This window comes from Arenibacter sp. P308M17, assembly GCF_003426735.1.
GTDB lineage: Bacteria > Bacteroidota > Bacteroidia > Flavobacteriales > Flavobacteriaceae > Arenibacter.
The window spans coordinates 1-17,007 of record NZ_QVON01000009.1; the positions used below are offsets into that span (position 1 = coordinate 1).

General features: G+C 39.5%; 10 protein-coding genes. 4 read left to right on the top strand and 6 right to left on the bottom strand.

Features of this window, described 5'->3' with window-relative positions:
• Positions 1 to 939, top strand: a 939-nt coding sequence (locus tag D0S24_RS18150) for a PKD domain-containing protein (RefSeq protein WP_117021256.1), incomplete at its 5' end; no start/stop codon positions are given.
• 433 nt (positions 940 to 1,372) lie between these two features.
• Here the strand turns inward: D0S24_RS18150 and D0S24_RS18155 are convergent.
• The gene (locus tag D0S24_RS18155; RefSeq protein WP_117021257.1) at positions 1,373 to 2,113 is read right to left on the bottom strand and encodes a tyrosine-protein phosphatase; all 741 of its coding nucleotides are present in this window, start codon (positions 2,111 to 2,113) and stop codon (positions 1,373 to 1,375) included.
• Between the two features lie 2,189 nt (positions 2,114 to 4,302).
• Here D0S24_RS18155 and D0S24_RS18160 point away from each other — a divergent pair.
• Together D0S24_RS18160 and D0S24_RS18165 are read left to right on the top strand one after the other, a co-directional pair.
• The gene (locus D0S24_RS18160; protein ID WP_251795828.1) at positions 4,303 to 5,613 is read left to right on the top strand and encodes a phosphoribosylamine--glycine ligase; all 1,311 of its coding nucleotides are present in this window, start codon (positions 4,303 to 4,305) and stop codon (positions 5,611 to 5,613) included.
• A gap of 36 nt (positions 5,614 to 5,649) precedes the next feature.
• Positions 5,650 to 6,108 (top strand): GNAT family N-acetyltransferase, encoded by a 459-nt coding sequence (locus tag D0S24_RS18165; protein WP_117021258.1) that lies wholly within the window; start codon positions 5,650 to 5,652, stop codon positions 6,106 to 6,108.
• A gap of 750 nt (positions 6,109 to 6,858) precedes the next feature.
• On the opposite strand, the gene D0S24_RS18170 is transcribed toward D0S24_RS18165, so the two are convergent.
• Positions 6,859 to 8,130 (bottom strand): MFS transporter, encoded by a 1,272-nt coding sequence (locus tag D0S24_RS18170; RefSeq protein WP_117021259.1) that lies wholly within the window; start codon positions 8,128 to 8,130, stop codon positions 6,859 to 6,861.
• A gap of 155 nt (positions 8,131 to 8,285) precedes the next feature.
• Entirely contained in the window at positions 8,286 to 8,864 is a 579-nt protein-coding gene (locus tag D0S24_RS18175; RefSeq protein ID WP_117021260.1) for an alkylphosphonate utilization protein, read from the bottom strand.
• A gap of 580 nt (positions 8,865 to 9,444) precedes the next feature.
• Between D0S24_RS18175 and D0S24_RS18180 the strand changes: the two genes are divergently transcribed.
• Entirely contained in the window at positions 9,445 to 9,810 is a 366-nt protein-coding gene (locus D0S24_RS18180; RefSeq protein ID WP_117021386.1) for a pyruvate kinase, read from the top strand.
• Between the two features lie 174 nt (positions 9,811 to 9,984).
• On the opposite strand, the gene D0S24_RS18185 is transcribed toward D0S24_RS18180, so the two are convergent.
• The 3 genes from D0S24_RS18185 to D0S24_RS18195 all read right to left on the bottom strand — a co-directional run bounded on the left by D0S24_RS18185 (position 9,985) and on the right by D0S24_RS18195 (position 17,002).
• Positions 9,985 to 12,216, bottom strand: a complete 2,232-nt coding sequence (locus D0S24_RS18185) for a TonB-dependent receptor (protein WP_117021261.1) — start codon at positions 12,214 to 12,216, stop codon at positions 9,985 to 9,987.
• 159 nt (positions 12,217 to 12,375) lie between these two features.
• A complete protein-coding gene (locus tag D0S24_RS18190) occupies positions 12,376 to 12,789 on the bottom strand; it encodes a hypothetical protein (protein ID WP_147321478.1) in 414 nt (137 codons plus the stop codon).
• 61 nt (positions 12,790 to 12,850) lie between these two features.
• Positions 12,851 to 17,002 carry a non-ribosomal peptide synthetase gene (locus tag D0S24_RS18195; protein WP_117021263.1) on the bottom strand — a complete coding sequence of 1,384 codons (4,152 nt, stop codon included), beginning with the start codon at positions 17,000 to 17,002 and terminating at the stop codon, positions 12,851 to 12,853.
• Between the last annotated feature and the right edge of the window lie 5 nt (positions 17,003 to 17,007).

Here is a 17,007-nt window from a genome sequence, read left to right on the forward strand (position 1 = left end):
ACTGGTGCAGAAGCCAACAGCCCTTATACGGTAGAGGTAACGGTCACCGATGACGGCACTCCTGCGGAATCCGCCATGGTCTCCTTTATTTGGAACGTAACTAATGGTCCTGTTAACCAGGCACCTGTGGTCACCAATCCAGGGGTACAGAACCACCTTGTGGGTAATACGGTATCCTTACAGGTATCGGCCACGGACCCTGAGGACGATGGCCTGAGCTATTCTGCCACCGGGCTGCCCACCGGCCTTAGTATAGATACCGCTACGGGACTGATCAGCGGAACCATCGCTACTGGTGCAGAAGCCAACAGCCCTTATACGGTAGAGGTAACGGTCACCGATGACGGCACTCCTGCGGAATCCGCCATGGTCTCCTTTATTTGGAACGTAACTAATGGTCCTGTCAATGGAGCCCCAGTAGCCGTTGCAACGGCCAGTGTGGTGTCTGGGACGGTACCTTTAACGGTTAATTTTACCGGTAGTAATTCTATGGATGATGAAGGAATAACTTCTTATGAATGGGATTTTAAAGACGGTTCACCTACAGATCCAACTGCTGACCCCGTACATGTATTTGAAGACCCAGGTATATATAGGGTTGAATTAACAGTTTCCGATGGCTTCTTAACGGATACCGAATTTATAACGATAACTGTTACGGAAGTAGAGCCCGAGGAAAAAGTGAAAGCGGTAATAGCCCCAAATCCAACAAGTGATACGGCTAATGTCTCTGTGATAAATGCTCCTGATAATCAAGTGGTAAGGGAAATATTCTTGCACGATTCCACTGGAAAATATATTAGTGTTATATCCAATCCAACGTTGGTCGGTGTTCACTATGTAGTGCCTATATATTCTTTGACCGATGGGGTTTATTACATCACATTGATTATGGATGATAATGAAAAATTACCTGTGAGGCTAGTTGTTAAAAATTAATAGAATTTCATTTTAATTAAAGGGAATGGACATACAAAAAATGTCTATTCCCTTTTTTTATATTATCTAGTTAAAGCTTAAAACCCTGCCTGCCTATGCCGGCCTTTAATTTCATTGTAGTTAACGTGAGTTTCCAAAAACTTTGGCAGTCCACGGTTGGCATTGGCAGTTTAAAGTTGGTAGTGAAATCTGTTTTTTTGCCTATTGCCGTGATATAATCCATTCCGTTCCAAACTGGTGCAATTTCATGGCTCCCGATAGGTATAGGGATTAGTTTAGGAGCTTAATTATTCTAAGGGCGGTCACTAATTGTATATGAAAATGTGTTTCTTTAAAATTCTCCGTACCTGTCCCGGAGAAATTTTCTGTGGATAGGAGCTATAAACGAAGCAAATGCAGTTGCTAAGCTTTGGAAAAGGGAAATTAAAACGTCCTAATCAAAATTAATACTGGTTTTTTCAATCAAAGGTAACAGTTGCACAAGCAATTTATCCGAAATCTTCATATTATGTAACATAGTAAGTTGTTGTAAATTGTGAATATCCGAGGCTACAAAATCGATCAATCCTTCGTTTATTAACCTAAATGCCATTTTTTGAACATCTGTACCATAATAATCGCTTAATGACAACAAATTCAATTGAAATAGAATACCCTGTCTTTTATACTTCAAATATTTTGAAAGATTATTGTGCAAATAACCATAGCGCTCTGGATGTGCCAATATTGGGAAATAATTATGCTCCGCAATTTTTTGTACGGCATCCTCGAAATTAATAGAGGGTTGCAAATAGGACATCTCAATCAATAAATAATTTTTGCAAATCGGCATTATAGCTTCTTTTTCAAGCAGATGTTCAAAATTGGCATCTATCATATGTTCCGCCGCCACATCCAAAGAAATGTCTTTCATGCCTTCACTTAAAAGTTTGTTTTTTACTTTTCCATGTGCGGCTTGGATGGTGCTACGATCATTAGGATAATAATTGTGCATGATATGGGGAGTGGCAATGAATTTTTTTACCCCAATATCCGAGAACCCTTTAATAAGTTCCATGGAGTCTTCCACGGTTTTGGCACCATCATCAATTCCTGGTAGAATGTGATTATGGATGTCTATAAAATTATCAAGGGAGTCTACAACAAATTTCTTTTTCTGAAAAAAGTAAAACATGAATGCTAATTTCAGGCAAAGGTAGGATATTATTAAATATCTTGAATTGGGCATTGAGTATTGAGTAGTTAGTATTGAGAAACTAGAGTTTGGAACCTAGAAACTGGAGGGCACCTTTTGTTCAAGGTTTAAAGTGTCTAACATTCATGAATCCCTCCCCTCCTTGGAGGGGTTTGAGAGAACACAAAAGTACATTTCAAAGTGCATTGCCAATTACAATAATTTAAGACCACATGCCAGCTGTGATTACATGACTTCCAATCAAGCCCGTTCAGTAACAGCTAAACTTAAAAAACGATGGAAAAACTATCAAAATTACAACAATCCTAAAATGACTGTACAGTCATTTTAGGATTAAGAAAAAGAGTTGTATAATGATATCAGGATTTATTTAATAACCTGTATAGCTATTTCTGTACGGGATTCCTTAAATGGATCACCAAATTATTCGTCAAATGTCTCAACTAAAAAGTGTAGACTTTATGTATCTGCACCAGATTTTAGGAAGGACTAAAAATAAGTGCCATTTAGTATTCCGGTTTCGTTCTGAAGTTATATCCTAATTTACAAAATGATCAATCTAGTTGTCTTCTATATTCGATTTCTCAGTCAGAAATATTGTGATTTTAGGACGGGTCGCCTCCCCTCCTTGGAGGGGATTGAGGGGTGGGTACTCCATAGATACTCCATAGATACTCCATAGATACTCCATAGATAGTCCATAGATAGTCCATAGATACTCCATAGATAGTCCATAGTTAGTCCATAGTTAGTCCGTATATGAAACGGGCACGACCAAAATTTGGTCGCCAGCCCAAAAAATTCATTCTGGCGGGCCAACTCAAATGAAGATATATGAATTACACCCGCCTGTCCGCCAGGTTCCGGTAAGGACGGGAACGATGTAGTCGGGCAGGTATGACCGCTAAAAAACCCGTCCGTAACGGCACGGGCAGACAATAAATATCTACATATGAAAATAGGGAAAAACAGGGTATATCCACTCCTTTTTGGCGCGTTAAAATAAGATAGACAGGACACTAGTGTCCATTATTGCCTGGCCATGCGAAGTCTTGTGATTTTGCCCCTACAAATATAGGAATCCCTTAATCTTCAATTCCGTAGTCTTTCCTATAAGCCTCTTGGTCCCTATCCAATACCCTCCCCTCCTTGGAGGGGATCGAGGGGTGGGTAAACCGATGAGAAAAATTATACCCTATAGTCCAGATCTAGTTCCTTATGCGAAAAAACTTCGCAACAACATGACCATAGGTGAGATTGCCTTTGTTGATTAGGGCCTTGTTTTTACCTAGGTCAAAGAACATTCATGAATCCCTCCCCTCCTTGGAGGGGATCGAGGGGTGGGTAAACCGATGAGAAAAATTATACCCTATGGTCCAGATCTAGTTCCTTATGCGAAAAAACTTCGCAACAACATGACCATAGGTGAGATTGCCTTTGTTGATTAGGGCCTTGTTTTCACCAAGGTCAAACAACATTCATGAATCCCTCCCCTCCTTGGAGGGGATCGAGGGGTGGGTAAGGGGAAAAATAACCCCATATAATGTAGCAAAACTATTATCATTTTTAGAGCCTGGGGTATAGATGGGTCATCTAGTATTGAGTATTGGGAATCTAGAGTCTGGAATCTAGAAACTGGACGGTATTTTTTGTTTAAAGTTCAAGGTTCAAAGTTCAGCCCATGTCTAGCATCTAGTTTCTAGCCTCCAAGTATTGGGAATCTGGATTTTGGCCTAGGGGGATTATAATTTTTTGCCCTTATTTTATTATCTATTTAATTTTCATATATATTTGTCCCAAAATTATTCACTATTGGGCACTAGCTTGGTATATTGAAATCTGCACTCCCATTCGGGCATACAATTGCTATGCCATACAGTCCTGAGCATTGGACAACGAATAACATTATCGAATATTTATTAAAATTGTTTGCTGTAAAATGGAAATAGCTGGTTTTCACTCTATTTTGTATTTAATAATGTTACTTTATGTTCTATAATATCATCCAAATAATTTTCCCAAGGCACTGCCTTTGGCTTGCCCGATCGTCGGTAAGGATATTCAATCCGCCGGTACAAACGGGTTCACCTCTCCTTTGGAGAGGTCAGAACTGACTTTTTGGGCAGTTCTGGGTGAGGTTAAATAAAAAATTAATATATCCCGATACATTGAAAAAAGAGAAATTAAAAAAGCATATAGAAATTAAACGAAATTTCTTGATCGTATCCCGATGGGGAGAAACATTGGATATGGCAGTAGCCATTTTGAACGAAGGCCATGCCGTTAAAATGTATATTGAAGATAAGTCCTCAAGGGAAATAGGCTATGGTTTTGTGCAAAAGGCCAAAGAATGGAAAAACTATATCGATTGGGCCGATGTCCTTATTTTTGATTATACCGGTTACGGTAAAATATGCTCGGAATTGCGGGCCCAAGGTAAATTGGTAGTAGGAGGTACGGAATATTCCGATCTTTTGGAATTGGATCGTAGTTTTGGCCAGGCGGAATTAAAGAAACATGGCATAAAAATATTGCCATCCAAAGAGTTTTTCAATTTTCAGGGCGCCATTGATTATGTTAAGGCCAACCCCAATGCCTATGTGATAAAGCCCTCCGGGGAAACCCAGGAATACAAGCAATTGCTTTTTGTGGGCAGTGATGATGAAGGCTTGGATGTGATTCGGGTTTTAAAGGCCTACGAGAAATCCTGGGGGAACGATTTTGGTAATTTTCAGTTGCAGCGCAAGGTAAAAGGGGTAGAGGTATCGGTGTCTGCCTATTTCAATGGGAAGGAGTTTATATATCCCATTAATGTTACTTTTGAGCACAAGAAACTTTTTCCAAAAGAATTGGGCGTGTCCACTGGGGAGATGGGATCCAGTATGTTCTGGACCAAGGATTCCCCTATTTTTGAGGCCACCTTAAAAAAGTTTGAAGGTTCCTTGGCAAAAGGGGGATTTATTGGCCAGTTGGATATTAATTGTATAGTTAATGGCAATGGAATTTATCCCTTGGAGTTCACTTCCAGATTTGGTTACCCACAGATATTCATACAACGTGCAGGAATTTTGGAGCCAATGGGGAATATGTTCTACAAACTGGCCTCCGGAGAGAATTTTAGGATCAATGTTAGAAAAGGATTTCAGGTCGGGGCCTATATGGTGGTGCCTCCTTTTCCCTTCGAGGATAAAAAAACTTTTGAACTGTTCTCCAAAGATTCTGTCATCGTTTTCAAAAAGGATATGAAAGATGGGGTACATCCCATGCACCTTAAAAAAATCAATGATGAATGGCTGATTACCGGAAATACGGGAATTGCCCTATTGGTTACCGGAACAGGGCTCACTATGAAAGATGCCCAAAAAATGATGCAGAACAGGATTAGTAACATCATTATCAATAATGTGTACTATAGAACCGATATTGGGGATAGGTGGTCCGATGATTTTGACCGATTATGGTCCTGGGGACTGTTATAGGACACTGCCAAAAGTAATACACTTACAAATCTATATATGGAGCTGATAAACTTAGGACCTGAGGGACGTAATTTTTTTAAGATCCTTCCGGAAGACTGGCAAGACGTAATTGAATCTGTTTGGGACGATTACAAGGATAAGGCCAGTATCTATGTATTTAAAGATGCCTTGGACATAATAGCAGGTGGGATTGTCTTTAGGACGGCCCCTCCAAATATGACGGATTTTGAAATGGGGGAGTGGCAAAAGTACGTGAGCTCCAATTTTCATTATATTGGTTTTTTATTTGTAGATCCCAAATATCGTGGACTATCCTTGGGTTCAAAATGGCTTTCGGCAATAAAGGAAAAATTTCCCGATCAGTCATATTGGTTGACCATAGAGGAGGAAGGCTTAAGGTCTTTCTATGAGAAAAACGGATTTAAGTGTGTTTCAAAAAGCAGGGACAAGGATACCCCGGAGTGGATATTTACGTATACGCCAGGGGGACAGTAAATGGTAGGTTAGAAAGTTCAATGTTTAAAGTTCAAGGTTCAAGGACAAGTTTGAATGTTGAAAGTTAAATGGGGAAGAAGCCCTAAATCTTAATACCGTTGCCTTTCTTATAAGCTTCTTGGTTCCTAATAATAAATTACTTGGATTCGTAAAATTCAATTATTAACTTGGTTCTGGTTTTAACTGAATACATCCTTGATGAAATTGGTCCTATGTTGATTAGGGTCTTGTTTTCATCTAGGTCAAAGAACATTCATGAATCCCTCCCCTCCTTGGAGGGGATTGAGGGGTGGGTAAACTGATGAGAAAAAATAACCCCATATCATGTAGCAACTATTATTAGGCCTTGAGGTGTATTTCTGATTATGCGAACTTGCCTGCCTATCAGACAATCGGAGTCGAAATCGGAATATTCAGATGTGGTTATTGAGTACTGAGATTAAATAATCATCAGTAGGCAGTGGCAGTAGGCAGGGAAAAGGTTCAATGTTCGGAGTTATAAAGTTAAAAAGTTAAAAAGTTGAAGGTTTTTATCATCTCAATTCTAATATCTAGTATCTAGCATCTAGTATTTAGAAATGAGAATCTAGATTCTGGAGCCTAGAAACTGCACGGTATTTTTTGTTCAAAGTTTCAGGTTCAAGGTTTGAGTTAAAATGTTCAAAGTTTGAAAGTTTCCAGCTGTCTAACTTCTCAATTCTAACATCTAGGATCTAGCATCTAGTATCCAATATCTTCCCGCGCCCTTACTTAATCATTACCATTTTCATGATCTTCCAGATCTTTCCTTAAATCCAGTTTTCTAAAAGTAGGGGAGACGGCACCTGTAAATACTACCGTGATCAAGGTCATACAGCCCCCAAAAACAACTGCCGTTACGGTGCCCATCAATTTAGCGGTAAGACCACTTTCAAAGGCTCCCAACTCATTGGAGGACCCAACGAACATGGAATTTACCGAAGCTACCCTGCCGCGCATATGGTCTGGCGTCCTTAATTGTAAGATAGTCTGTCTAATGATCATGGAAATACCATCGGTAACGCCACTGAAAAAGAGGGCAATAACGGATATCCAGAACGAGGTAGACAATCCAAAAATGATAATACAAAGCCCAAAACCAAAAATAGACCCAAGTAGTTTTAGTCCCGCGCCTTTGTTTAATGGAAAATGGGCGGAAGTAAACATAATGATCAATGCGCCCACAGCCGGGGCCGCTCTTAAAATTCCAAATCCTTCCGGACCTACCTTTAGGATATCCTGGGCATAAATGGGCAACAGTGCCACTGCCCCACCAAAGAGCACGGCTACCATATCCAAGGTGATTGCGCCCAAAATAATCTTTGTCCCAAATACAAATTTTACCCCTTCCTTTAGGCTATTTAATACGGGTTCCCCGATATTTGGATTTAAAATGGGTTTCTTTTTAATCTTTGTCAGTGTCAAGAGTGCCATTAGCGAAAACGCGAAGATGAGGCACATGGACCAATGCACCCCGATCCAATTTATAGAAAACCCTGCCAAGGCCGGACCAAGTACGGCTGCCATTTGCCAAACGGAGCTGCTCCAGGTAGCGGCATTTGGATACACTTTTTTAGGGATTATCAACGCAAATAAAGAAAATATGGTGGGTCCTAAAAAGGCCCTTACCATACCTCCTAGAAATACCAAAAAATAGATGCCGTACAAAATGGTATTTTTGGACCAATCCCTAACTACTTGGGGCCAGGTAAGCAAAAATAGGCCCAAGCTTATGATAGAGAAACCTAAAATACATTTCACCAAGAGGCCTTTTTTTTCTTTCTGATCTACAATATGACCGGCAAACAAAGCAAGGGATACAGCGGGAATTACTTCCATAAGGCCTATGATTCCTAAGGAAAGGGGATTTTTGGTCAAGGAATACACTTCCCATTCAATAACCACAAATTGCATGGACCAGGCAAAGACCATAGCAAAACGGACCAACAGAAAAATATTGAATTCCTTATATCTCAGTGCGGCATAGGGATCTTTATTGGACATTGGGTTATGGTTATCAGATTATTAGGGGCTTTTCAACAATACACTGCCAACTGCAACTGTTTACTGCTAATTGGTAAGGGTTATGCAGTTATAAAGTTTTCTCAGGATATGGATTAGTACATATTCATCTTCATGGGAGTGAATCAATGGGATGCCTACATTTTCTTGACAAATTTGGTAAGGATAACAATTTGTTGCCCATCTACTTTTCCTTCAATATATTCCGCATTTTCATGGTCTAGGGAAACACGTCTTACGGCGGTACCTCTTTTAGCTACCATACTTGATCCCTTTACCGCTAGGTCCTTGATCAGGACAACACTATCCCCAGCTTCGATAACGGCCCCATTGCTGTCGCGATGTATTATTTGATTTTCTGTTGGGGCGCCTTCGGCTGTGGCCTTGGCCCAATCCAATATATCATCTTCCAGATAGAACATATCCAGTAAATCCTGTGTCCACCCTTCCTTTCTTAATCGGCTCAACATCCGCCACGCCATCACCTTTACTGGGGTATGTTCGCTCCACATACTATCATTTAAACAGCGCCAGTGATTGGGGTCCGTACTTTCCGGGTTTTCCATTTGCTCCCTGCAAATTTCACAAACCAAAAGATGGCCCTCCAGACCGTTATTTCTAGTAGGTTGCACCTCGAATACCCCCAATTTTTGAGTCCCGGTACATAACTCACATTGGTGATTGCTTCTTTTTTCCAGTTCCCTTTCCAAATTCATCGTAAAAGATTTTATAGGGGCAAATGTAAACGAATTGGGTAAATGGTCACTAAGGAATTGTAAAAAATGGGTGGTCGGATTTATGTAGGTTACTTCGGGGGTACAACCATAGTGGTATTGAAAGGAAATTTATGTTCACTTTTCAACGCCCTCATGTATCACGTTCGGGTAGGCCTGCCCGTAGCGTTCGGGTAGGCCGGAGTCGAGAGGTTATTTACTGTAACGCTTTTAAAATGAGGTCTCGATCCCCGCCCGAACGGACCGTTCAGTACGGCGCGCGTTCGACCCGACAGATGTATTGTAAATAACTGATTTTAAACAAAATATATGTCGAATTTATGTTATTTTAATCAATAGATTTCCCCAAGGCTTTGCCTCGGGTGTAGCGTTATTGTATTGGTAGACACGGATGCGCGGTTTTGGTGTTTTTTGTCTTATATCTTAGTTCTTGTAGCGCAGCGGCCTTGTTTCCAATACCTCATACGCTCTGCGTTGAGGTTGTTCATTTTGGTATTGTTTATAAGTTCTAATGCCTGAAGTTTATTTAAGTAGTATAGACCTTTATTTTTGTCCCCTTTTTATGGAAGACTTAAAAGTAGGCGACAGATTATATAACGTAGGTCAAAACGGATTTGGTGACTTTTACAGGTATTCCTTTTCGGAAGTGGTGCGTCTTACCAAGACTTTGGCGATCTTGGAGAATGGGGAGAGGTTGCGAAATAGGCCCGTAAGGTCCCTGATCAATGACGAGATTGGTTATGCCCTTGCTAAAAACCGCTGGGTGTACTGGCATAAGGTGTCCGATGAAATACTTCATAGGGCACGGAAAGAGAATGAAAAAATTGCCATACACGATTGGTTCGAGGCACGTTCATTTAGCCATCAGGAAAAAAGAATGATCCATAATCTGTTTAAGGAAAAGGGAATACTGGAAGGTCCTGAATAACTTTGAATGGATGCGATGCCACGTTAAAGAATAAAAGGCCCAATGTTTTGGATATATTGTCTGGATTTGGCGTTAAAGTTTTTATACAGACTTGTCTGGACATTAGGCCTATTATCTTTATAGAATTTACCGATTATCCGATGGGCATCATTCAAAAATGCAACGGAAGTGGAATTAGAAATTCACCGTCAGTTTACCTCTAAGATAAAATGGACTTCCTGGTGTGAAGTGAATTTCTTCAACCGAAGAGGTCTCGTTCTGTAATCTACTTTCCGTTGCAAATTGCGTTTCATTCCATTCATTATCAAATAGGTTTTCTATAATTACGCCCAAGGTCCAATTTTTAATACTGTAGTTGAGATTCATATCCGTTACGGTATACCCCTTGGCAACAATTGAATTATCTTCATTGGCCGGTCTATTTTTTATTAGCCTATAATTGATTCCGCCTGAAAAGTTGCTTAAATCCCTAAATGAAATACCTCCAGAAGAAGTTAAATCGGGCGAAAGGGGTATATAATCAGCTCCTTTGGGCTCTTCAGTGCTCCTGGCATAGGTGTAATTAACATCACCGTTAAAATATAGCCAATCGGTCATTTGGTACCGCAGACCAAAATCAACACCAAAGCGTTTTGTTTTTCCACTTGGCTCAACAATGCCTGCATCTCCAACGTATACGAATTCCTGTTCCAAAAAGAGCGTCCAAAGCGAGGCATTTAACATCAACCTTTCCATTGGCATTATAATTGCCCCAAGGTCCGCGGAATAGGCGGCAGGAAGTATTTCTTTGCCATTGTTTGCAGTAACCACCCTTGTATCGTTGGAATGAAAACCAATGCCTGTTTTTCCGAACAATTGCAAACCTTGGGACGCTGCATATATAATGTTTAGTTTAGGTCCCAAAAAAAGTTTGCTCTCACTTTGGTTATCATAGGTTTCAGGTAAAAGGTCCTCATAATCGAACTTAAAATAATCCAATCTCAGGCCTGGATTGATGGTCCATTTGTTTTTTTTGTAGGTTAGGTTAAGGAAGCCGTAACCATTAAATTCATCTATATTTCCATATGCCAGTCTCTCCAACAATTCCTGCCTGTTTTTTGTTCTGGATAGCTGCACTTCATTTACGTCATCATACCTGAAGCCAATGCCCGTTTCGTATTTTAGTTGCGAGTCATGGTCGCCAACGTGTATGGAATGTTCATATTTGGTTTCTGAGCCTATTATGGTTCTATCTTCTTTTTGGCGTATTTGGTCGCCATTGGCCGGATCTTCCAGAAAAAAAGTGAAATTGGAAAAAAGTTCAAAATCATATTTGGATATATATGCTTTTGAAGTTATGTTGGAATGTTCGTTGATCAGTTTTTTATGATTGACCAAAAAGTTGGATCTACTGGTATTGCCCCCTTCCGTATCATCAATTGCCCCAAATCTCCCTATGGTACCCTGATCAACAGCGCGTTGCGGTATTTGTCCGGAAGCATCCCATTTACTTTGAAAATGTGACAATGTGAGGTTTAATACTTGGTTTTCCCTATTATTAAAGTTATAGCGGCCCATCATATTGATGCGATTGAAATTTTGGGGGGATTCAAATGCCCCGTCGGAAAGTACCAATTCTGAAGCGATGTACCCGTTACTATAATTACCTTCTTTAATTTTAAACATTCCCATGGTACGGATGGTATTGAACATGCCAGTCTCAAGCGACAATAAATTATCCTGGATTTTTTGTTTTGTTTTGATGTCTACATATCCGGCAGTATTGAAATTGCCCTGTTCGGCGTAATATGCGCCTTTACCAAAATCAATATTATCAATTGTTTCAGGGATTATAAAGTGCATATCCGCATAGCCCTGACCATGGGCATGCGATACCATATTGACCGGAAGGCCATCCACATGTATACTAATATCCGTTCCATGATCTATATCAAATCCCCTTAAAAATATTTGTTCGGCCTTGCCACCACCGGCATGCTGGCCAATAATGAGACCTGGTACTTTTCTTAATATTTCTTGCGATGATTTTACAGGGTCTGCCTTAACATCTACATTCACAAATTGACTCAAGGCATTGACTTTGGAAACCAATATTACCTGATCCAAAGAAACAGCAGATTCTATAAGCTTAATATTAATGCTGCTATCCAGCTGATTCTCAGCTATTGTTATTTGATGGTTTTGATAACCCAGACTATAAAAATAGATAATGTCCCCAATCGATATGTCGTCCAGTTCAAAATATCCCGAAACATTGGAATAGGTATATCCACCAGTGGTCTTATTATAAACGCCTACGCCATCTAGAGGTACATTATCCTCTGAGACTATAGTGCCATTTAGTTCATGCGCCCTTAAACCTTCAAATAGAATTAAGAACATAAAAAATAGTATATAATTTTTCATAGCTTATTATTTTGATTACAAATTTTGTTTCCAACGCTGTTTTCCATGGTTGGTACTACCCTAAATTAGTGGGTAGTTAAGAAAAATAAATACCATGCTCTATAGGCATTCTACAAGCCTTTGAAATCAAATTCAAAATATTGGGAAGTTTATGAAATCCTATGAGCCTTGGCCAATGCCATTCAGGGGAGGTTTGAGCGATTTTGAGAAGAAGCCCTTTTGGGTGTTTTTTCTATTCCGACTATAATTATTCTCGGTATGATAAAAACGATTTTTAAATTTTAAATCCCAACTACCTATAAGGTGTTTGTCCAGTTCAATTGTAACCAAGAACGAATCATTGGATCGGTTTTTTTCAGGCGAAGTCTCGAAAAAGGAATTTACCAAATCCAAAAATTCATGCTCGTGAAAATCTTGATAGTCAATATGTTGATGATTTTCATGGACCAAAGGATCTGCCGATAAGGTAGAATGGGGGATAATAAATTTTGGTAATTCCAATCCGTGCGAAATTTTATGAAAAACCACATTGATCTGTTGGCGCAATGGATTCAGTAAATAACAAATGCCCATTAAAATGGCCACGTATTTAATTACAGACGGCTTTAAGCCTTTTTTGAACCCATTTTGCATATTATTCTTCCATAAGGGTTAACAAGGTTTCCTCAATATATTTGGCGTATTCCGAAATGGTGGGCAGTTCAAAGATTTTGTTCAATGGAAAAGTCATTTCAACTTCTTCATTTACACGGGCTGTAACCCGAATTGCAGCTAAGGAATGTCCTCCCAAGGCGATGAAATTATCATGTATTCCAATTTTATCCAAAAGAAGAACCTCCCTCCAAATTTTCTCCAATAGTATCTCTATTTCATTTTTTGGTTCTACAAATGGGGTTTCCATTTGGAGTTGAACTATGTTGAGGCCGCGGAGCGCTTTCTTATCCACTTTTCCATTGCTGGTCAATGGCAGTGTTTCCAAATATTTAAATGTACCGGGCAACATATAGTGAGGAAGTCTTTTCGAGAGATGCTGGGTTAATTCTTGGTGGGAGATTTTAGTCTTTGCCGTATAATAACCAACAAGCTGTGGCCGCATTTTATCATTGTAATTGGATTCTACATAACCAATTTCTTTCATAATATGTTTTACTTCATTCTCATCGATATATTCATTGATTTCCTCCAAAGTTTCGGTTCTGGTCTTATGCCCCAAGCGTACATCCCAACTATAGGGAAAAGAATAGTTGCTATATCCCTTTTGTTTCTTATGGACATAGATGCCCAATTGGTTGATCAAACAATTGGTAGATCTGCCGGTATCGGTTGGTCGTACCCATCCCACTTTTTCCTTAAGATATGCAAGCATTTCTTCCAGACGAACATCATTATACCTATAAAAATCTACAAATTGGACCTTTTCAAATGTCTTCTCATCCTTAAACATGGACACATCCAATAGTTGGTTTACAGCATCGCTCTCTTGATGGTACAATTTACGGGCCTCTAATATGGTTTGGTCTATTGTAGAGGTATCGATATCATCGTCCCAGAAAAGTTCTTCGGTCAATCGGGTCTCGAAAAATTGGCCCCTTGAAAGTCCTGTTACCACGAATGGAATTTTCTTGTCAAGCGCAACCTTTGTACTTAGCGTATAAATGGTTTTGAAACAACCATTACAGACATTTTGGTGCCTATCCAAGCTATCTACAAAAATTTTATTCATATGTTCCGTACTTCCATAAACATGGTCAACGCCAAGTTTCTGAACAATTTGGTCTATGTTCGTCTTGGCTTGCTCGGATATGTAACCATTATCCAAGGTAAATGCCAATACTTTAAGGCCCATGTTGATGAGTCTGGCCAGAACATAGGTGCTATCTTTCCCCCCGCTGAGTAGCGACAAACAATCATAAGTAGAATTTGATGCTTTTCGGGAAAGAAGTAATTGATGCAACTCCTCTTCCGTTTTAAAGTATTTATCCGTTTTTTCTTTATAGCCTTTAAACGCATTGCAAAGGTGACAAACCCCTTTCTCGTCGAAATCGGTTTTGGGGTAGTTACTGGGCAGGCCACATTCCGTACAGTTTAGTACTTCATTTTCCGCAACTCTTTCTTGTGCATCGATAAGAACGACCGAGGCATTGTCAATACTGCTATGCTCCAGTAAATTGGCTTCGATGTCCGCCAACTCTATTCTGAAACCATTTAATTTAACTTGTTCGTCATTACGACCAAGAAATTCCATTTCATCTTGGTTGTTCATTCTGACAAGATCTCCGGTCCGGTACATTATACTTCCGGGCCTGAAGGGATCATTTATGAATTTTTGTTTTGTAAGCTCTTTTAAATTGGCGTATCCTTCAGCAAGGCTATCCCCACTCAGGAAAAGTTCGCCAACAACACCTTTAGGCACCAAATTTTTATTATTATCCAGGATATAGGCATTCATGTTGGCAATAACCTTTCCTATGGGAACGGAAATATCTCTATGATGTTCTGGATTAAATTTGCTAACGATACAGCCTACAGTGGCCTCTGTTGGCCCATATTCATTAAAAATAGTAACGTCCTCGCCCAAATGGTCATAGATGTTTTTTGCTATTCCCACCTTAAGATCTTCCCCTCCCACGATCATGGTCTTGATTCTTGAACCCACCAGATTACGGACCTGCATCAATGTAATATGTGCAGGAGTAACCTTTATTGAATTTACCTTATTTTCATCAAGGACCTGAATCAAAGAGATATCGGGACCCAACATTCCTTCTCGGTATACTACAACCTTGCCTCCATTAATAAGGGGCAAAAAGGTTGATGATATAGTAAGGTCAAAACCTATGGAAGTAAATAAAGGGAAAACTGAATTGGTACCTATATTATAGAAACTCGAGGCCCATTGCAGGTAATTGTTCAAAGCCTTGTGAGAGACCATTACACCTTTGGGCATACCGGTAGATCCCGAAGTATATAGGTAATAGGCAATACAGGACCTTTTTAAATTATGCCCCGTGGAAGTTGAAGGTTCGGAACTTATCTTTTCACTTATCTCTCTTAAGTCCATTGTTTTTGTATTCCCTGCAATGTTTTTCCTTAGCGCTTTTTCCGTTATAACCAAAACGCAGTCAGAGTTGGAGATCACAAATTCTATTCTACCTGCTGGTTGATCTGCGGGTATAGGAATGAATGTTGCTCCAATTTTCATTAAGGCCAGGGCACTAATAATGTAATCTGGACTTCTATATAGGTGAAGAGCTACTTTTTCATTCTCCTTTATACCGTTTTTTATCAGAAAATGTGCCAATTGATTGGCTCTATTGTTCAGGTCTAGATAGCTTATCAAATCTTCACCATTTTCTAGAGCAATTTTCTTTGGATTATTGTGAACCGTTTTTTCGAAATGCTCTAAAAAAGTCCCTTTAAAATGACTTGTACCGCTCGTTTTCATATCCCCTAATAATTCCTCTATTTCATACTTGGTAATCAAAGGAGGTGCACCTATAGGTTGATCCAAATCTGTTAAGAGGCCATCCATGAGATTTAAAAAATGATGTGGTACCAATTCCGCCAGGCCCTCATCGAAAATGTCTTGGTTAAGATCGAATAGGATTTCCAATTCCCCTTTGGCATTGAAGTCTATAATATGGCATCTCAGCTGGTGTAAGGGATCACAATGTTTAGGGTGAATCCATTCCACATTGGTAGGAAAGCCATTAAAACTAGAAAAAGAGGTATTGATATAATTTATGACGGCGCTGAAACTTCTACCCACCTCTGCCGAAGAAGAACTAACTTGGGCATTTCTCAGAAAGTCGTTGGTCTCCAACTTCATTTTTTCTATGACCGTGGCAAAGGTGTCGTCATCACTCAACTCTAAGGATATTGGAAAAAGTTCTACAAATAATCCAGGGGTAAATTTAAAATCCCTTGATAGACGATTATGTATGGGAGAGCCTATCAAAATTTTAGATTGGCCACTGATTCTATAGAGAAATATATGAATGAGGGAAGAAAATAGGGTGAAAAGTCCCATATCGGTGGACAATGAGCCAACCTTTGGATTTCGGGTCAATTCTTTAAGTTGTTGGGTACGGCGTTTCCCCAGAGCTATATGTACTCTCTTTGCCCGAGTAGTTTTTGCTTTTTGCCTTGATCCGTATAGTTGTGGTACCGTAGCGATACTTTTAACTTTTTCTTTCCAATAATTGTTGTACTTATTATGATCGGGGCCCTTTCTTTTTTCGGCTTCGAACGTAATAAAATTACTATATGCCGGAGGAAAAGGTATGGTGGCCACATTTTTGTCCTGGACGCCTTTATAAAGATCGGCCATTAAATTAAAAATAAGTACCGCTGTAGTTGCGTCGGTAATTAGGTGATGTAGGTTTAAGTACCAAATATAATTTTCCTCAGCTACTTTTAGAATTGCAGTGTCAAACAACGGTTGGGAAAAATCAAAATTTATTTCACTTCTTTTCTCAAGCCATTCTTTAACCGAAAGTCCGTTCGTATTCCGGCTAAAATCCAGTTTTTTTAATTGGAATGAAAATTCGGCAAGTACTTTCTGGGTGACCGTTCCGTTTTCCTCATAAAAAATGGTCCGTAATATCTCGGTGCGATCAATTAATGCTTGCAAAGCAAGTTCAAAAACCTCTTCTGAAATATTTCCGTTTATTTCGAACGCATACGGAACATTATATAATGGAACATTGGGGTTTATTTTTTGACCCATCCAAATAAGTTCCTGGCTTTGCGTTAATGGTTGGCTATAGAGGTATTTATTATGCATGATCT